This is a genomic window from Streptomyces sp. CA-249302, from assembly GCF_050936785.1.
Taxonomy (GTDB): Bacteria; Actinomycetota; Actinomycetes; order Streptomycetales; family Streptomycetaceae; genus Streptomyces.
The window spans coordinates 3,280,227-3,297,360 of record NZ_JBNJMG010000001.1 but is presented as its reverse complement, the minus strand read 5'-3'; the positions used below and the strand labels follow the sequence as shown (position 1 = coordinate 3,297,360).

20 protein-coding genes are annotated in these 17,134 nt (G+C 70.9%); 14 read left to right on the top strand and 6 right to left on the bottom strand.

The window, feature by feature from the left end:
- The first annotated feature begins 88 nt into the window (after nucleotides 1-88).
- Together ACQEWB_RS14815 and ACQEWB_RS14810 are read left to right on the top strand one after the other, a co-directional pair.
- The gene (locus tag ACQEWB_RS14815; RefSeq protein ID WP_432830963.1) at nucleotides 89-757 is read left to right on the top strand and encodes a hypothetical protein; all 669 of its coding nucleotides are present in this window, start codon (nucleotides 89-91) and stop codon (nucleotides 755-757) included.
- A gap of 124 nt (nucleotides 758-881) precedes the next feature.
- Nucleotides 882-1,409 (top strand): hypothetical protein, encoded by a 528-nt coding sequence (locus ACQEWB_RS14810; RefSeq protein ID WP_432830961.1) that lies wholly within the window; start codon nucleotides 882-884, stop codon nucleotides 1,407-1,409.
- Here ACQEWB_RS14810 and ACQEWB_RS14805 read toward each other — a convergent pair.
- Nucleotides 1,398-1,871 carry a DUF1992 domain-containing protein gene (locus ACQEWB_RS14805; protein ID WP_432830959.1) on the bottom strand — a complete coding sequence of 158 codons (474 nt, stop codon included), beginning with the start codon at nucleotides 1,869-1,871 and terminating at the stop codon, nucleotides 1,398-1,400. The two genes, ACQEWB_RS14810 and ACQEWB_RS14805, sit on opposite strands and share 12 nt — an antisense overlap.
- An 81-nt stretch (nucleotides 1,872-1,952) precedes the next feature.
- Here ACQEWB_RS14805 and ACQEWB_RS14800 point away from each other — a divergent pair, with 81 nt between their 5' ends.
- A complete protein-coding gene (locus tag ACQEWB_RS14800; protein ID WP_432830957.1) occupies nucleotides 1,953-2,345 on the top strand; it encodes a hypothetical protein in 393 nt (130 codons plus the stop codon).
- Between the two features lie 120 nt (nucleotides 2,346-2,465).
- The gene (locus ACQEWB_RS14795; RefSeq protein ID WP_432830955.1) at nucleotides 2,466-3,284 is read left to right on the top strand and encodes a hypothetical protein; all 819 of its coding nucleotides are present in this window, start codon (nucleotides 2,466-2,468) and stop codon (nucleotides 3,282-3,284) included.
- A gap of 22 nt (nucleotides 3,285-3,306) precedes the next feature.
- On the opposite strand, the gene ACQEWB_RS14790 is transcribed toward ACQEWB_RS14795, so the two are convergent.
- Together ACQEWB_RS14790 and ACQEWB_RS14785 are read right to left on the bottom strand one after the other, a co-directional pair.
- Nucleotides 3,307-3,978, bottom strand: a complete 672-nt coding sequence (locus tag ACQEWB_RS14790; RefSeq protein ID WP_432830953.1) for an O-methyltransferase — start codon at nucleotides 3,976-3,978, stop codon at nucleotides 3,307-3,309.
- A gap of 64 nt (nucleotides 3,979-4,042) precedes the next feature.
- A complete protein-coding gene (locus tag ACQEWB_RS14785; protein ID WP_432830951.1) occupies nucleotides 4,043-5,158 on the bottom strand; it encodes a DUF2330 domain-containing protein in 1,116 nt (371 codons plus the stop codon).
- A 227-nt stretch (nucleotides 5,159-5,385) separates the two neighbouring features.
- On the opposite strand from ACQEWB_RS14785, the gene ACQEWB_RS14780 reads away from it, so the two are divergent.
- From ACQEWB_RS14780 to ACQEWB_RS14765, 4 genes are all read left to right on the top strand, one after another.
- The gene (locus ACQEWB_RS14780) at nucleotides 5,386-7,431 is read left to right on the top strand and encodes a bifunctional glycosyltransferase 87/phosphatase PAP2 family protein (protein ID WP_432830949.1); all 2,046 of its coding nucleotides are present in this window, start codon (nucleotides 5,386-5,388) and stop codon (nucleotides 7,429-7,431) included.
- A gap of 399 nt (nucleotides 7,432-7,830) precedes the next feature.
- On the top strand, nucleotides 7,831-9,564 hold the full coding sequence (locus tag ACQEWB_RS14775; RefSeq protein WP_432830947.1) for a LuxR C-terminal-related transcriptional regulator: 1,734 nt from the start codon (nucleotides 7,831-7,833) through the stop codon (nucleotides 9,562-9,564).
- A gap of 110 nt (nucleotides 9,565-9,674) precedes the next feature.
- The gene (locus ACQEWB_RS14770) at nucleotides 9,675-9,944 is read left to right on the top strand and encodes a tetratricopeptide repeat protein (protein WP_432830945.1); all 270 of its coding nucleotides are present in this window, start codon (nucleotides 9,675-9,677) and stop codon (nucleotides 9,942-9,944) included.
- Nucleotides 9,941-11,119, top strand: coding sequence for a flavin-containing monooxygenase (locus tag ACQEWB_RS14765; RefSeq protein WP_432830943.1), 1,179 nt, complete (start codon nucleotides 9,941-9,943; stop codon nucleotides 11,117-11,119). Before ACQEWB_RS14770 ends, ACQEWB_RS14765 begins: the two co-directional genes overlap by 4 nt.
- Here ACQEWB_RS14765 and ACQEWB_RS14760 read toward each other — a convergent pair.
- The gene (locus ACQEWB_RS14760; RefSeq protein ID WP_432830941.1) at nucleotides 11,091-12,329 is read right to left on the bottom strand and encodes a cytochrome P450; all 1,239 of its coding nucleotides are present in this window, start codon (nucleotides 12,327-12,329) and stop codon (nucleotides 11,091-11,093) included. The genes ACQEWB_RS14765 and ACQEWB_RS14760 overlap by 29 nt on opposite strands.
- A 250-nt stretch (nucleotides 12,330-12,579) precedes the next feature.
- Between ACQEWB_RS14760 and ACQEWB_RS14755 the strand changes: the two genes are divergently transcribed.
- Together ACQEWB_RS14755 and ACQEWB_RS14750 are read left to right on the top strand one after the other, a co-directional pair.
- On the top strand, nucleotides 12,580-13,749 hold the full coding sequence (locus ACQEWB_RS14755) for a steroid 3-ketoacyl-CoA thiolase (protein ID WP_432830939.1): 1,170 nt from the start codon (nucleotides 12,580-12,582) through the stop codon (nucleotides 13,747-13,749).
- Nucleotides 13,750-13,797: 48 nt separating this feature from the next.
- Nucleotides 13,798-14,025 (top strand): hypothetical protein, encoded by a 228-nt coding sequence (locus ACQEWB_RS14750; RefSeq protein WP_432830937.1) that lies wholly within the window; start codon nucleotides 13,798-13,800, stop codon nucleotides 14,023-14,025.
- Here the strand turns inward: ACQEWB_RS14750 and ACQEWB_RS14745 are convergent.
- Nucleotides 13,968-14,180, bottom strand: a complete 213-nt coding sequence (locus tag ACQEWB_RS14745) for a DUF397 domain-containing protein (protein WP_432830935.1) — start codon at nucleotides 14,178-14,180, stop codon at nucleotides 13,968-13,970. The genes ACQEWB_RS14750 and ACQEWB_RS14745 overlap by 58 nt on opposite strands.
- Nucleotides 14,152-14,988 carry a helix-turn-helix domain-containing protein gene (locus ACQEWB_RS14740; RefSeq protein WP_432830933.1) on the bottom strand — a complete coding sequence of 279 codons (837 nt, stop codon included), beginning with the start codon at nucleotides 14,986-14,988 and terminating at the stop codon, nucleotides 14,152-14,154. Before ACQEWB_RS14740 ends, ACQEWB_RS14745 begins: the two co-directional genes overlap by 29 nt.
- 93 nt (nucleotides 14,989-15,081) lie before the next feature.
- On the opposite strand from ACQEWB_RS14740, the gene ACQEWB_RS14735 reads away from it, so the two are divergent.
- From ACQEWB_RS14735 to ACQEWB_RS14720, 4 genes are read left to right on the top strand one after another with little or no spacing between them, the layout of a single operon-like run.
- Nucleotides 15,082-15,525, top strand: coding sequence for an ATP-binding protein (locus ACQEWB_RS14735; protein WP_432830931.1), 444 nt, complete (start codon nucleotides 15,082-15,084; stop codon nucleotides 15,523-15,525).
- Nucleotides 15,522-16,151 (top strand): DUF6461 domain-containing protein, encoded by a 630-nt coding sequence (locus ACQEWB_RS14730; RefSeq protein ID WP_432830929.1) that lies wholly within the window; start codon nucleotides 15,522-15,524, stop codon nucleotides 16,149-16,151. The genes ACQEWB_RS14735 and ACQEWB_RS14730 overlap by 4 nt, the downstream gene beginning before the upstream one ends.
- 54 nt (nucleotides 16,152-16,205) lie before the next feature.
- Nucleotides 16,206-16,661, top strand: coding sequence for a hypothetical protein (locus ACQEWB_RS14725; protein WP_432830927.1), 456 nt, complete (start codon nucleotides 16,206-16,208; stop codon nucleotides 16,659-16,661).
- Nucleotides 16,661-17,125, top strand: coding sequence for a pyridoxamine 5'-phosphate oxidase family protein (locus tag ACQEWB_RS14720; protein WP_432830925.1), 465 nt, complete (start codon nucleotides 16,661-16,663; stop codon nucleotides 17,123-17,125). The genes ACQEWB_RS14725 and ACQEWB_RS14720 overlap by 1 nt, the downstream gene beginning before the upstream one ends.
- Nucleotides 17,126-17,134 lie beyond the last annotated feature (9 nt).

Here is a 17,134-nt window from a genome sequence, read left to right as displayed (position 1 = left end):
GTACCTCCGCCGATGCCGTTTGGGTGGGGCCTGGTGGGCAACCCGGTCGGGGAACCGGCCCGTTGGGCCGACCCATCGGAAGGTACCCATGTCCACAGGCATGATCATCGCTCTGATCGTGATCGTGGCGGTCGTGGCCCTTGTCGCGGCCGCCCTCACCCTGCGTTCCCGGGGCCCGGGTGGCGGCCGGGACCTCAGGCGCCGATTCGGGCCCGAGTACGACCGGACGCTGACCCGGCACGACGGTGACGCCAAGGCCGCCGAGCGTGAGCTGGCCGAGCGGGTGGAGCGGCACGGGGCGCTGCGCGAGCAGCCGCTCGACGCCGGCCGGCGCCAGGAGTTCGAGCAGCGCTGGACGGCCGCGCAGGAGCGGTTCGTCGACGCGCCGCGGGACGCGGTCGTCGAGGCGGACCAGTTGCTCGCCGAGGTCGCCGCCGCGCGCGGTTTCCCGGCCGACGGCCAGTATGAGGAGCAGCTCGCCGCGCTCTCCGTCCACCACGCCGACCACGTCCACGGCTACCGGCACGTCCACCGCGTCGCCCGCGTCGGCGTCGGCGGGAAGGACGGCGACCGCGCGGACACCGAGGAGATGCGGGAGGCCATGGTCGAGGCCCGCGCGCTCTTCGAGGACCTCACGACGCCGAACCGCCACGACGACGATGCCAAGACGCCCGCCGCCGCCCGCACCGACGGCCACCAGGAGAGCCGCGGCCACCTGCCGTGGGCCCTCAACCGACGTCACGCGAAGGGGAGTTGAGTGACATGACGGACATGACGACAGGCCCCGGGGCCAGGGCAGGCCCGGCGACGGCAAGGGCACCGGCCGCACGGCCGCACCGACGCCGCCCGAGGAGGCACCCGGCACGCGCTCGGGCCGCCCTGTGACCCCGACCCCGCCCGAGGCGCCGGGCGCAGCCGACGGCAGGACGGAGGCACCCGGAACCCCCAGCAGGTCCGAGGCACCCGGAACCCCCGCCAAGGCCGAGGTCCCCGATGGCCCCACCGGCAAGGGGACCGGGCAGACGACGATCGCGCCGACCCCGACCGAGGTGACCGAAGAGTCCGCCGACCGCGGCGCAGGCTCCGACACCCGCCCAGGCAGCCGTCCCGGCACCCGCTCGGGCACCCGCCTCCTCCCGCACGACGAGTGCGACAAGCTCGAACTCCGGCTGCGCAACGCCGTCTCCGGCTTCGTCGACGGTCCTCGTGACGCCGTCCAGGAGGCCGACCAGGTCATGGAGGAGATCGCCGGCCGCTTCACCGAGGCGGTCACCCGCCGTCGCCGCGCCCTGCGCACCTCCTGGCAGGACGGCGGCCGCTCCGAGCCCGACCAGCACCCCGACACCGAGCAACTCCGGCTCGCCCTCAGGGACTACCGCGAACTGGCCGAACGGCTGCTACGAAGCTGACCCGTCCGTACCCGCGCTCGCTTCACCTGCGGTTTCTTCGCCCGCAGTCGTCCCACCCGCCGCCGTCCGCCGCTCACGCCACTCCCGTGCGACCTCATCGACGTCGTACGGCTTCATCCCGAGCGGCGGACCGGGCGGCGGTTTGAACATCATGTCGCGGATCTTGACGTTCACGTCCGTGACGATCTTCCGCGCGATCCGCTCCGAGGGCGCCGCGTACGCCGCGGCCAGCGCGTCCTCGGCCTCCTTGCGCAGCGCCAGCGTCGGCGGCAGCACGGAAAGTCCCTCGCGGGCCATCTTCTGCTTGATCCACCACAGTTCGTCGTACGACGTGTCGGCTCCCGCGGGCAACGGCTTGCCCGCGCCCGACAGTTGAGTGAACTCTCCGCGCCTCTCCGCGTCACGGATCTGCTTGTCGACCCAGGACTCGAACGGAACACCCGGTGGCTTTCGCTCGGTCATGACTCCATTGTGCCGGACGGGACCTGGCCGGGCGATTTATCATGCGGCGGGCTGCCCAAGGACACTTCAAGAGGAGCGCACGTGCTCGAACTCACCATGGCCACCGTCTCCGGGACGGAAGAGGGGGCCACGGCCGGGATGCAGATGGCGGACGCACCGAGCGAACCCGGCGCGATGCTGCGGGTGGGCCGGGACAAGTCCGTGTGCCGGCTGGTGACACCCGACGACTGGCTGTTCGTCTCGCGGGTCCACCTGGAGTTCCTGTGCGGCCCGGAGGGCACCTGGCAGGTGACCTGGCTGCGCGGCTCGCAGTCCGAACCCTCCTCCGAGGTCCGGCTCGTCGTCGGGGAGTACGCGCAACCCCTCGTCTACGGCGGAACGGTGACCCTGCCCAGGGGCGGCAACGGCGAGATCGTCGTCCAGGACCGCACCGCCCCGCGCAGCGTCAACATCGGCTTCTACCACGAGTTCTGAAACACCGACACGAGTTCTGATAACCCGACACTTCCACCGAACGTGTGTTTTCCGTCATGGTCGACGGGCAATCTCCCCTGGCAGCATCGGTGATCCACCGAACGGACGGGGGAACGCGGAATGACCACTGCACACAGACGGATTCGGCTCGGGGTGGGGCTCGTCGCGGCCGTGCTGTCGCTCGCGGGCTGTTCGGGCGGGGGTGACGACGACGCGGGGTCCGGCGCGTCCGCGACGGCGACCACGTCGGCCCCGTCCGTCACCCCTTCGTCGGCCTCGCCCACCCCCGTGGTCAAGCCGTCGAACGTGTATCCCACGAACGCGAAGGGCTGCCACCCGAACGCGAAGTGGAGCACGGCGAAGGCGGTGGACTGGGTCGACTTCGGACAGATCGGCACGCCCGCCCTGGACCCGGGACAGGTCCGTTTCCCCAAGTCCAGACCCGGCTTCGACGGGCCCCTGTGTGACCGGGTCACCGTCCAGGTCCAGTACTGGCGGATCAACTACCGCCCGTCCTCCGCGACTTCGGCCGCCGACCCCCTGTCGCAGGAGGTCGACTACGACTACGCCATGAAATCCCTCAAGCGCAGCGAACTGCACGTCGACGGCCGTACGGTCCACGACGTGAAGCCGCCGAAGGGCTTCGCCTCGACCACGGCCAGCCCCTGCGACGGCTTCCTGGAGGCGATCTACGTCGGCGCACCGCTCAAGTCCCGCGAACTGCCGACCAAGATCAGTACGGGCAACCAGATTCTCGGCGACACCGTCACCTTCCCCACCAAGCGCGTGGTCGACTACCACGTGTTCGCGCCGTCGGGGCCCCAACTCTGCGACGACAACGGCGTCCCCACGGCGTCCTCGGCACCGTCCAACCCCTCGTCCGGCTACGGGCTCTCCACGCCTTCCTTCCCCGACATCCAGCTCACCCCGAAGAGCTGACCCCGCCGGGAAGCGCCCGGGGCTACCCCAGCACGCGCGCCAGCGCGAAGCCGTCGTAACCCTTGCTGCCGACCGTCTGCAGCGCCGTGCCGGTCAACCTCGGGTGGCTGCCGATCAGTTCGATCGCGGCGCGGCTGCCCCGCACGTCCGGCGAGGCGCTGTCCGCGTCGGCGACCCGGCCCTGCCGTACGACGTTGTCCACCACGATCAGGCTGCCGGCGCGGGTGAGCCGCAGCGCCCACTCCAGGTACTGCGGGTTGTTGCCCTTGTCGGCGTCGATGAAGACCAGGTCGAACGGGGCCGGGTTCTCGTCCGCCAGCTTGGGCAGCGACTCCAGGGCCGGGCCCACCCGGACCTGGACGAGCCCGTCGAGGCCCGCCCGCGCGATGTTGCGGGTGGCGACCTCGGCGTGCCTGGCGCTGTACTCGAGGGAGATCAGCCTGCCGTCCGCGGGCAGGGCGCGGGCCAGCCAGATGGTGCTGTAGCCGCCGAGGGTGCCGATCTCCAGGATGGTGCGGGCACCCTGGATCTGCGCCAGGAGATGCAGGAACTTGCCCTGGGGCGGTGTGACGGCGACGTGCGGGAGCCCGGCCGCCTCGCTGTCACGCAGCGCCGCCGCCAGCGCCTCGTCGTTCGGCGAGAGCTGGGTGGTGAAGTAGTCGTCGACGTCGTCCCAGGTCCGAGACTCGCTCATGCACCTGTGCCTTTCGGATGGCTGGTCAAAGCTTCTGACTCGTTAAAGCTTCTAACTAGCCAGGCTAACGAACATGCGCCGCGTGCGCGGCCGCCGGCCGCCGGGTCCGTCGTACGGCGAACACCGCCCCGGCGGTGACGGCCAGCGCGAGCGTGCCGACGACCGTCAGCAGCCACGCCGGGACACCGGCCACCAGGCGCAGATGGTCCTCGTAGATCACCTGCCGGAACGCGGTGTCGGCGGACGCCCGGCGCAGCACGTGGTCGCCGGAGATCGCCGAGGGGTTCGGGAACTCCTGGCCGATCGCGGTGAGGTACGGCGCGCCCGCGGCCAGCTCGGCCAGCGGGCCGGACTTCACGGTGACCTGCCCGGCGAAGGTGACCCGGGGCCGGTCGCCGCCGATCGCCGACCGCGGCTCCATGCGGTGGTCGGACAGGACGTACAGGCCGAGGGACTGCGGGGTGGCGGCGAGCCGGGACAGGCGCATCGGGTAGACCGGCTGCCCGGACGCGAAGGTGAGGTGCAGCGGGTCCAGGGTGCCGTTCAGGGCCGTGCCGGCGGTCTCGGGGGCCAGCCGGACGGCGACGTACTCCCAGCGGCGGTCCACGTAGGGCTGGAGGGCGCCGGTGAGGCGGGGCGGCATGGTGAAGCCGTTGGTGGTGAGCCAGCCGTTCAGGGCGGCGGGGTCGGTGGCGGTCAGTTGGGCCACGTCGAAGGGGCCGAGCTTCTGGCGGGCGACCACGCTCACCCCGGACGGCGACGCGCCCACGCCGGGCGGGCCGCCCGCGGACTCGCCGCCGGTCGTCAGGGGCCAGTCGCCGTTCTCCGGCCAGAAGTGGTAGCGGTCCCGGTGGACCGGCGCGGTGGCCGCGCCGAGCTGGGTGAACAGCTCCGGGTCGGCCAGCCGGACGGTCGCCCGGTGCGGGACCGGCATGATCCAGGCGGCCCGGTCGGCGTCGCCGTCGACGGTCAGGCTCATCACGATCTGCTCCCGGCGCCCGTCCCAGCGCACCAAGGACTCCTCGCGGCCCACGCCCACGCGCTGCGCGGCCCCCGGGACCAGCGCGCCGCAGCCGCACGCGTAGGCCGGTGCGACCAGCGAACCCAGCTGGACGGTCAACAGGGCCAGCACGACCGTCACTAACCGCGTGCTCGCCCATTTCCGCAGGTAACCGGCCATACCCTGCACCCTCCCGTGGGTCCCATGGACAGGTCTTCCGACGTTACGCAGGTGACGGGCGGTCCGTGGGGAATCGGATGTGATCCATCTCGCGTCCTGACGGGGCAGCCCAACCTCCGGCGCACTATCGTCGTCGAAACAAAAGGAGGACGGACGTCAGGTGAAGGCGCGGTAGCCTGCGTCTCTCTCAGGGGGCTCAAAGAATCGGGGCGGGAGGCCTACGAGGCGTGGCGAACGTGGAGCACAGCGGGGGACCGGCGAAGGCCTTCGGGGCGACGGCTGTCGGCACGGTCAGGGGACGCCTGCGCGTGGCGCGCCTGGGCCTGTGGCTGGTCGCCGCGGTCCTCGCCGTCCGACAGGTGGCCGTCGTCCTCAGTACGCCCCGGGGGGAGCGGCTGACGGACCTGGAGACCTGGGTCGGCCCGAACGGCGTCCTGCACGTGAAGGGGTCGCTCTACGACTCCACGCAGTTCACCGGCACCCCCTTCGGCGGCCTCGTCCTCAAGCCGTTGACCAGGGCCGCCGAGCAGGCGCTCGGCTGGGGCTGGACCTTCGGCACGCTGCTCCTGGTGGTCGCCCTCGGCCTGGTCGTCGCCCGCGCGCTCCCGCAGCCGGTCAGCCGGCGCACCTCGCTGCTTGCCGCGCCGGTCGCGATCAGCCTGCTCATGCTGTCGCTGCCGGTCCGCAACACCCTCTGGCTCGGCCAGACCAGCATCATCCCGGTGCTGCTCGTCCTGGTCGGCTGCTTCGTCTGGCGCGGCGAGCGCACCAGCGGCCTGCTGATCGGCCTCGCCGCCGCCCTCCAGCCGACCGTGCTGCTCTTCGCCCCGCTGCTGTGGTTCACCGGCCGCAAGCGCGCGGCCGTCTCCACCGGGATCACGTTCGCCGCGTCGACGGTGCTCGCCTGGGCGGCGCTGCCGCACGACTCGTACACCTACTGGGTGCACCACATGGCGGGCACCGGCCTCGGCGGCCCGGCCGACGACCTCGCCAACCAGTCCCTGCACGGCGCGCTGCTGCGCCTCGGCCTCACCGGCCCACTGGAGATCGGCCTCTTCTTCACGCTGGGCACGGCCGTCGCCGTCCTCGGCGTCCGCCGCGCCGTCCACTACGCCCGCGACGGCCAGCTCCTGCTCGCGGTCGCCATCACCGGCTGTGCCGCGATCGCCGCCTCGCCCACCACCTGGCAGCACCAGCTCCTGTGGGTCCTGCTCGCCGTCGTCGGCCGGGTCGGCAAGCGCGCCTCGGACCGCTACGTCTGGCCGGTGGCCGTGGTCCTGGTCATGACCCTCCCGGCGAAGATGATGCTGCCGAACATGTCGGCCATGGACCCCCTGCGTGACAACGTCGTCCTGCTCGCCGCCCTCGCCGCCGCGACGGTCGTCCCGTTCCTGTCGCGCACCTCGCCGTACTACCGCGCGCCGATCCCGACGGAGTACGCGGCCCCGGTCCCGGCCCGCCTCAAGCACGTACCCCTGCTGCCGTTCCTGCGCCGGGTCCTCTCCCGCCCTAACCTCCTCCTCGAACTGCTGCTGATCCGCGTCACGTACGCGGCGTACCAGAAGGTCAGACTCGCGGCGACGGGCGGCTCGAACGAGGCCGGCCGGGTCCGGGCCGAACACCACGGCTACCAGATCCTCGACCTCGAACGCTTCCTGCACATCGACATCGAGCACTGGGTCAACCACGCGGTGGTGAAGGTCGACTGGCTCCGCGGCTTCTTCGACTTCTACTACGAGTCCTTCCACTTCGTGGTCCCGCTGACCGTGATGGCCGTCCTCTACTGGCGCCGCCCGGTCGACTACCGCTGGGCCCGCTCGGCCCTCGGCTTCGCCACCCTCCTCGCCCTGGTCGGCTTCTGGCTCTACCCCCTGGCCCCGCCGCGCCTCCTCCCCGGCCTCGGCATCATCGACACGGTCCACGGCGTCCAGGACTTCTCCAAGCCGGACTACGGCACCCTGACGGCCCTCACCAACCAGTACGCGGCGATGCCGTCCCTGCACTTCGGCTGGTCGCTGTGGTGCGGAGTGGTGATCGCGATCATCGCGCCGAAGTGGTGGATGAAGGCCCTGGGCCTCCTCCACCCGTTCTTCACGGTCTCGGCGATCGTCGCGACCGGCAACCACTGGGTGCTGGACGCGGTGGGCGGCGCGGTGGTCGTGGGCGCGGGCTTCGGGCTGGCGTACCTCTTCCAGGGCCCGCGGGCGAAACTCACGACGACGGCGTCCTCCCGCCAGAAGCAGCCAGAGACGAAGGAACCGGCGCCGAGCTGATCGGGTGGGGGTTTGGGCTGTGGGTCCGGTGCCGGACTGACCGGGCGCGGGCTTCGGCTGTGGGTCCGGTGTCGGGCTGGTCGGGTGGCATCCCGGGCCTGGATCCGTCGCCGGGGCTGGGTCGGGTGGGGGTTCGGCTGTGGGTGCGGTGCTGGGCTGGTCGGGTGGCATCCCGGGCCTGGGTCCGGTGCCGGACTGACCGGGCGCGGGCTTCGGCTGTGGGTCCGGTGCTGGGCTGGTCGGGTGGCATCCCGGGCCTGGATCCGCCGCCGGGGCTGACCGGGCGGGGTCCTGGGCCGTGGGTCCGGTGTCGGGCTGACCGGGCGGGGTCCTGGCCGTGCTTCGGGCGCCGGATGACAGCCTGGCCTCGCTCGCGGTGCAATGTGAGCGGAGGCGCCGATGGTGGACTGGGACGCTCAGGTCGTGCGGGGGCGGGAAGCCGTCCGTGCGCAGGCCTGGACCGAGGCGTACGAGGCGTTCGGCGCCGCCGATGCCGAGCGGCCGGTCGACAGCGCCGACCTGGAGCTGTTCGCCGAGGCCGCGGACATGCTGGGGCGCTGCGCCGACGCGGTGGCGCTGCTGCGGCGGGCGTACACCGCGTACGCCGGGGCCGGAGCGGTCGGGCGGGCGCTGCGGTGCGCGTACTGGCTGTGCAAGGCGCTGGCGTGGGGCGGGGAGTTCGCGCAGTCGGGAGCGTGGCTGGCCAGGGCGCGGAGGCTCGCTGCGACCGAGCCCGGCTGCCCGGAGTGCGGGTACCTGGGGCTGCTGGAGGCGGAGCTGCACTTCAGGGCCGGTGAGCACGCACAGATGCTCGACGCCGTACGCCGCCTTCCCGACCCGACGCCCGGCGGGGACGCGGACCTCGCGGCCGGTACGACGATGACGCGCGGGCTCGCACTGGTGAGCAACGGTGAGACCACGGCGGGGCTCGCCGAACTCGACGACGCGATGGTGGCGGTGGCCGAGGGCGCGCTGTCCGCGCGCTGCACCGGAATGGTCTACTGCGTGGTCATCGGCGCCTGCCAGGAACTCCAGGAGCTGCGGCGCGCGCAGGAGTGGAGCGACGCACTGGCCGAATGGTGCGCCGCCCAGCCGGACTTCACGGGCGCGTACCGCGGACTGTGCCGGGTCCATCGCGTGACCCTCCTCCAACTCGGCGGCGCCTGGCCGGACGCGGTCCGCGAGGCCCGCCTGGCCTGCGCGCAGCTCACGGCGGGCTACGGCGAGGGCGCGGCGGGCGGCGCCTTCTACCAACTGGCCGAACTGCACCGCCTGCGCGGCGACCACAGGGACGCCGAGGAGGCCTACCGAGCCACCCTGACCCACGGCTGGGACACCCAACCGGGCCTCGCCCTCCTCTGGCAGTCCCAGAGCCGCGGAGAGGCGGCGAGGGCGGCGATCCGCCGGGCACTGGCGGAGACGGGGGAGACGGGGCGGCGGGTGCGGTTGCTGGCGGCGGCGGTGGAGATCTTTTTGGCGGGGGTGGAGGGGGAGGGAGCGGGAGCGGACGGCGGGGGAGGTGCGCAGGCGGAGATCCCCGAAGGCTCGGGCGCGGCTCTGGTGCGGGAGGCCGTCGTCGCCGCGGAGGAGCTGCGGGCGGTCGCCGATGCGCATGGGGCCGTGGCGCTGCGGGGCATGGCCGCGCAGGCGTGGGGGGCCGTGCGGTTGGCCGAGGGGGCCGCTTCGGAGGCCTTGCCGGTGCTTAGGGAGGCCGGGCGGGTGTGGCGGGAGCTGGACGTGCCGTACGAGGCCGCGCGGGTCGGGGTGCTCGTCGGGCTTTCCTGCCGGGTGCTCGGCGACGAGGGCTCGGCCGGGCTGGAGCTGGAGGCGGCACGGCAGGTCTTCGAGCGGCTCGGCGCCGGGCCCGACGCGGTCCGGGTACGGCGCCTCATGAACGACGGCACACCGCCTCCACCCCCGCCCTCACCCCTCTCACCCCGCGAACTGGAAGTCGTACGGCTCATCGCCCGCGGCCGCACCAACCACGCCATCGCCGAGGAGCTCGTCCTCAGCGAGAAGACCGTGGCCCGCCACGTCAGCAACATCCTCGCCAAACTCGACGTCCCCTCACGCACCGCGGCAGCGGCATACGCCTACGAGCACGGCCTGGTCGACCGGGACCCGTCCGCGTAACCCCCGTACCAGCCCCGCATCACCCCTGCGCAGAACCACCCACACCCCCGCCCCGCGATTGGGCATTCCTCTCGATGCGCCCGCCCCCACCCCCGCACGAGCATCGAAGCGTGTCCGCCGACGACCGTCAGACCCCGCCCCGCAGCCTCCGCGAACAGGTCCGCGGCGCCCGGCTCCGTTTCGCCGACAGCGCCGTCGACCTCGGCACCCTGCTGCGCCTGCTCGGCGAGTACACCGAGGCCGAGCGGCTGCTGCGCCAGGCCGTGGAGATCTACGAGGCCGACCGCCGGACACCCCCCGAAGACGAAGACGAAGACGAACACGAACACGAACACGAACACGTAGAGGAATCCACCCGCACCCCACAGGAGCTGTCATGAGCATCGAGCGCATCGAGACCGTCGTCGTGGGCGGTGGCCAGGCCGGCCTCGCCACCGGATATCACCTCGCCCGCCAGGGGCGCCCGTTCGTGATCCTGGACGCGGGGGAGCGCGTCGGGGACGCCTGGCGCGGTCGCTGGGACTCGCTGCGGCTGTTCAGCCCGGCGAAGTTCGACGGCCTGCCCGGACTGCCGTATCCCGGCCCCGCCTGGTCCTTCCCCACCCACGACGAGTTCGCCGACTACCTCCAGGCCTACGCGGCCTGGGCCGAACTCCCGGTGCGCACCGGCGTCACAGTCCGACGGGTGTCGTACGACGGCGGCCGCTACGTCGTCGAGACGCACTCGGCGGACGGCGACGGCCCCCGCCCCCGGACCTACGAGGCCGAGAATGTCATCGTCGCGGCGGGTTACGACCGCCTCCCGAAAGTCCCCGACTTCGCGCCCCGACTCTCCCCGGACATCCGCCAGTTGCACGCCATCGACTACCGCAATCCCGGCCAACTCACCGAAGGGCCCGTCCTGATCGTCGGCGCCGGCAACTCCGGCGCGGACATCGGCCTCGAACTCGCCCGTACCCACCCCGTGTTGCTGTCCGGCCCGCACCCCGGCCAGATCCCCTGGCGCATAGAACGCAGGGCCGCCCGCCTCCTCACCCCCGCCCTCTTCTTCGCCTTCCGCCACCTCCTCACCGTGCGCACCCCCATGGGCCGCAGGCTCCGCCCCAAGGCCCTCGCCCACAGCGCCCCCCTGATCCGCGTCAAGCCCGCCGACCTCAAGGCGGCCGGCGTCCGGCGCGTGGAACGCATGACCGGCGTCCAGGACGGGCGCCCGGTACTCGCGGACGGTTCGACCCCCGAGGTCGCCAACATCCTCTGGTGCACCGGCTTCCGCCCGGACATCTCCTGGCTCGACCTGCCGCCCGACCCGAAGGTCTTCGACGCGACGGGCGAACCGGCCCAGCAGCGCGGGGTGGTGGAGGCGCAGCCCGGTCTGTACTTCGTCGGCCGGCTCTTCCAGTACGCCATGGCCTCGTCGATGATCCAGGGCGTGGGCCGGGACGCCGAGTACGTCGTACGGCACCTGGTGGACCGGACGGGCCGACGGCGCCGGGATGCCGTCGGCCCGAGTCAGTGGGGGGAAGCCGTCAACTCGTCGTCACCTGAAGGTGTTTGACGCCGTTGATCCAGGAGGAGCGCAGGCGGTCGGGGTCGCCGGTGAGGGTGAGGTTCGGGAGTGCTTCGGCTATCGCGTTGAAGATCAGGTCGATCTCCAGGACCGCGAGGGACTTGCCGAGGCAGTAGTGCGGGCCGCCACCGCCGAAGCCGAGGTGGGGGTTGGGGTCGCGGAGGATGTCGAAGGTGTCGGGGTCGGTGAAGACCTCGGGGTCGTGGTTGGCGGCGGCGTAGAAGATGCCGACCCGGTCGCCCTTCTTGATCTGCTTGCCGCCGAGTTCGAGGTCCTGCGTGGCGGTCCGCTGGAAGGCGTTGACGGGCGTCGCCCAGCGGACGACCTCCTCGGCGGCCGTCTCCGGCCGCTCCCGCTTGTACAGCTCCCACTGGTCGGGGTGGGTCAGGAACGCGTGCATCCCGTGCGTGATGGCATTCCGGGTCGTCTCGTTGCCCGCCACCGACAGCATCAGCACGAAGAAGCCGAACTCGTCGGAGTTCAGGTTCCCTTCGTCCTCCGCCGCCACCAGCGTCGACACGATGTCCTTCGCCGGGCACTGCTTGCGGTCCGCGGCCATGTTCATCGCGTAGGCGATCAGCTCGGTGGCCGACTCGGCGCCGACCTCCTCGGTGATCGCGTACTCCGGATCGTCGTACGAGATCATCTTGTTGGACCAGTCGAAGATCTTCGCCCGGTCGTCCTGCGGGATGCCGATCAGCTCGGCGATGGCCTGCAGGGGCAGTTCGCAGGCGACCTCGGTGACGAAGTCGAAGGAGCCGGAGCGGGCGCGCGCCGACTCGGCGATGTCGTGGGCGCGTTGGCGCAGCCGGTCCTCCAACGCCCGTATCGCGCGCGGGGTGAAGACGCGCTGCACGATCTGGCGGACCCGGGTGTGCTCCGGCGGGTCCATGTTCAGCAGGATCAGCCGCTGCGCGTCGATCGCGTCCCGCTCGATGTGCTCGCCGAAGCGGATGATCGCCGTGTTGAGGTACGAGGAGAACAACTCGGGGTGCGTGGACACGTACTTGACGTCGGCGTGCCGTGTGACGGCCCAGTAACCCTCGTCCCCGAACCCCGCCGCGCCCGCGGGCTGAGGGATCCAGCGGACCGGTTCGGCTTGCCTCAGCTCGGCGAACTCCGGCAGAGGCACTCGGGCGTGCAGCAGGTCGGGATCGGTGAAGTCGAACCCGTCGGGCAGAGCAGGACAGGAGGCCATGGGCGACTCACTCCGGCTTGGCAGGTCTGGTTCCTGACGGTCCATCAGTTTCATGGATTGCCGTGACCGTAGTAACGGGTTCTACAAGGTGCAAGGGGTACGGCAGGCCCAATTGCATGCACGACTCTTGCGGTTATGGACGCGCTGTCAGCAGACTGCTCACAGAACTAGAACACGTACTAGTTCAGCGTGGCGGGGCCGGCCGGGACGCCCCCGCGCCGCGCGGGTATCCCGAGGAGAGGACCTCCCCATGGCCGCGGAACCCGTGATCGTCGAAGCCGTACGCACCCCCATCGGCAGGCGCGGCGGAGCGCTCGCCAACCTGCACCCCGCCTATCTCCTGGGCGAGACCTACCGTGAACTCCTCGGCCGCACCGGCATCCCCGCCGACGCGGTCGAACAGATCGTCGGCGGCACGGTGACCCACGCCGGCGAGCAGTCCATGAACCCCGCGCGCACGGCCTGGCTGACCATGGGCCTGCCCTACGAGACGGCCGCGACGACCGTCGACTGCCAGTGCGGCTCCTCCCAGCAGGCCTCGCACATGGCCGCCAACATGATCGCGGCCGGCGTCATCGACGTCGGGATCAGCTGCGGCGTCGAGGCGATGTCGCGGGTGCCGCTGGGGTCGGGGTCGAAGCACGGCCCCGGGAAGCCGTTCCCCGACGAGTGGAACGTCGACCTCCCCAACCAGTTCGAGGCGGCCGAACGCATCGCGCGCCACCGCGGCCTGACCCGCGAGAACGTCGACTCGCTCGGCCTGATCTCGCAGGAACGGGCCGCCATCGCCTGGGCCGAGGAGCGCTTCAAGAAGGAGACCTTCGCGGTCCAGGTGCCGACCACGGAGGACGAGCAGCGGGCGGGCCAGGGCATGTGGCGGCTGGTCGACCGTGACGAGGGACTGCGCGACACGTCCATGGAGGCGCTGGCGGGCCTCAAGCCGGTCATGCCGACCGCCATTCATACGGCGGGCAACTCGTCCCAGATCAGCGACGGCGCGTCGGCGATCATGTGGGCGTCGAAGCGGATGGCGCGGGCGCTGAAACTGAAGCCGAGGGCACGGATCGTGGCGCAGGCCCTCGTCGGCGCCGACCCGCACTTCCACCTCGACGGCCCGATCGACGCGACGCGCGCGGTGCTGGGCAAGGCGGGCATGTCCCTGCGCGACATCGACGTCGTCGAGATCAACGAGGCTTTCGCGTCAGTGGTGTTGAGCTGGGCGCAGGTCTTCGAGCAGGACCTGGAGAAAGTCAACGTCAACGGCGGTGCGATCGCCCTCGGGCATCCGGTGGGCGCCACCGGGGCCCGGCTGATCACCACCGCACTCCATGAACTGGAGCGCACGGACAAGGAGTTCGCGCTCATCACGATGTGCGCGGGCGGCGGCCTGGCCACCGGCACGATCCTTCAAAGGCTGTAGAGGACAAAGGCAGTAGACAGCCGGCACCCGGGCTGGTCCACTTGCCCGATGCTGATCAACCTGATCCTCCGCGTCCTGCCCTTCTACATCCGCGACCCGCTGATCATCGCCATCTGCGCCTTCTTCACCGGCCTGGCCTTCTACTGGTTCTTCACGGCAGGAGGCCTGGGCCGGCTCGGCATCGGGCTGATGTTCCTGGCGGTGGGGGCGTTGCGGGTCTACTTCTTCCGCAAGGAGTGGAGATCGCACCGGGCGGCGAAGGAGGTGACGAACTGACGGAAGGCGTCGGGCCGGAAGGACAGCACCGGCCCGGTTGGGTTCTTGGAGTCGCGGACGCTTACGGCGGTGAGGGCTTCGGCGACTTCGAGGCAATCGCCGCCCTGATCGCTGCTGTAGCTGGACTTACGCCACTGAGCCGCCGTCTTCTCCATAGCGTTCCTCCATCACTCGCCGGATCAGCTCCGCCGAGTCCTTGAGGGAGAGCGCGGCGGCTTGCAGATGATCGTAACGGAGCGAGCAGTCCTTGACGGTGTCCGGGTTCGCGGTCGGATGCCCGCTCCCGTACCCCTCGGTGTAGACGATGGTCGGATCGCTCGCGAAGCGGTAGAGGTTGAACGAGCCTGTCAGACCGGCGTGTGCTCCGGCCGAAAACGGCAGCACCTGGATGTTGATCAGTGGGTTGTCCTCGAAGGTCAACAGGCGGGCCAGTTGGCCGCGCATGGTCTCCGGACCGCCGATCTCCTGGTAGAGGGCGGCCTCGCTGATGACCATCCAGAAGACCGGCGGCTCGTCCTTCTCGAAGATCCGCTGCCGGGCAAGCCGTACCGCTGTGCGGTCGTCGAGGTTGGTGCGGTCGAGGGCGCCGAGGGTGGCGCGTGCGTAGGCGTCGGTCTGAAGAAGACCGTGGATCATGCCCATCTGGAAGGTGCAGATCTCGACGGCCCGAGCCTCCAGCTCGGCCACCTGCCGAAACCAGGCCGGAAGTTGACTCCGCATCACCAACTCGACGAGCCGCGACAAGGCCCCGCCCGTGTCCAGCGCTGCGTCGGCCCGTTCGCTGAACTCCAGGGTCGGAAGCTTCCGCGCGGTCTCGATCTGACCGATCAGCGAGCCCGTGTAGTTGAGGATGTCGCCGAGCTGGCGTTGGGTGAGGCTCGCGGCCTCGCGGTAACGGCGCAGCTCGTAGCCGTAGTAGTCGAGGGGCGAGGCGCCCGGGTCGAGGGTGTTGATGTGGGTCACGCACGGCCCCCTGTGCAGTCAACTCCGCTTACATCGGGACGGGTTGTATTCGCCCTATAGCCCAGAGTAGTCGTGCCAGGTCACGCTCGTACCGTGAACCCATACTTTCCCCCCACCTACCGCCTCAGCCTCACGGTGGGCGCCCACTCGGCCCGCCACATCCGCAGTATCGTCCGCTCGCTGCTGGAGGAGTGGGACCTGCCGGAGCTGACGGACGCCGTGGAACTGGGCGTGACGGAACTGGTCGCCAACGTCGTACGGCATGTCCCGGACCGCCGCTGCGTGCTGCTGGTGCTGCGGCAGCTGGCCGGGGTACGGGTGGAGGTGACGGACGGGTGCCCTCGACTCCCGTCTGTGAGGGGCGAGTTGGGCCCGGATGCCGAGAACGGACGGGGGCTGCTGCTTCTGGACGCGGTGGTGGACAAGTGGGGGGTTTCGGCGGGGGTCGGGGGCGGCGGGAAGACGGTGTGGTTCGAGTGCGCTGGGCTTGACCGGAAGGGCCGTAACTCCTGCCCGGCTGAAAGGATGACGGAGTGACGGACGGACTCCGCTGGATCGTCGAGGCCTACCCCTTCGGCTACAGCCTCGTCTTCTGCGAGGGCCTGGCCCCGGAAGACGTGCTCGAACGCCTCGGCGCCCGCCGCGAGTTCGTCTTCCCGCTCACCCGCGTCGAGGCCCAGGAGATCGAGGTCCGCAACGCGGCGGACGAGCCGTACGACCTCGATCACCTGGCGGACCTGGATGTCGAGGCGGTGGCGGAGCGGGGTTTCCTGCGGCGGGAGACGGATGCTGTGGTGCGGGCCGGGGCGCTGGCGGGCTGGTCCTTCGCGATCCAGGCGTCCACGTCATACGTCTCCTCCCGCGTCTACCTCCCCACGCTCTCGCGGGGCACCCGCGTCATCGCCGTCAGCCGGGATGTGAACGCCACGCAGCGGGTGGAGTACGCCGTCGACGGGCGGGTGCTGTCCTCCTTCGACCCCGGGATCCCCGCGTACGACGACGGAGCCGATCCGGCGGCTTTCGGCTGGCCGGCGGACCGCGGGGGCATGACCGCGGCAGAAGTGCTGGAGCACTTGGAGAGCAGCCGGTACGGGCTGTGGCTGCCGAAGGACTCCGAGGAGCGGCGGCTCCCGGCGGCGGGCCTGTCGACGACCGGCCGATGAGTTCCGCTCTCCGCCGGGGTCTCTCTTGGTGACGAGGAGGTGTTCACGGTGGGCATGGACGCGACGGAACGGCAGGAAGCGCTGGCGCGGCTGGACGTCCTGGTCGGGGAGTGGGCAGTGGAGGCCGACTTCCCCGGGCTGGAGGTGCCGCCGGGCCGCTGCGTCTTTGAGTGGACCCTGGACGGGCAGTTCCTGCTCCAGCGGATGGAGGCGCCGAACCCGGCCCCGAACAGCACGGCGATCATCGCGGTGGACGGGGAAGCGGGCGGGTACAAGCAGCACTACTACGACTCGCGAGGCGTCGTACGGCTGTACGCGATGACCTTCACCGACGGACTGTGGCAACTGCTGCGCGAGAACCCGGACTTCTCCCCGCTGGACTTCCGGCAGCGCTACACCGGAACCCTGAGCGGGGACGGCGACACGATTCACGGCGCCTGGAAGATCGCGAAGGGCGAATCGGCTGCGTGGGAACGGGACTTCACACTGACGTACCGAAGGATCCGCTGATGACCTCCGCCGGGACAGCACGCGACATCGTGGACGCGAGCCTCTACATGACCCTCGCGACCGCCGACGCGGCCGGCCGCCCGTGGAGCTCCCCCGTCTACTTCGCGCATACCGAGTACCGGAAGTTCCTCTGGGTCTCGTCCCCGGAGGCCAGGCACTCACACAACATCGCGGTACGGCCCGAGGTGGGCATCGCGGTCTTCGACTCGTCTGTGGCGATCGGGACCGGACAGGGCGTGTACGTCTCCGCCGTCGCCGCGGTGGTGGAGGGGGCGGACGCCGAGCGTGCGATCGACGCGTTCTCCCGCCGCTCACTCTCACATGGAGGCCGTGCCTGGACCCTCGACGACGTGCGGGGTGATACCGGAATACGGTTGTACCGTGCCGTGGCCGACAACTATTCGATCCTGGCCAAGGACGGCCGCCCGGACCATCGGATTCCGATCGACCTGGGGCACATTTGACGGAAGAAC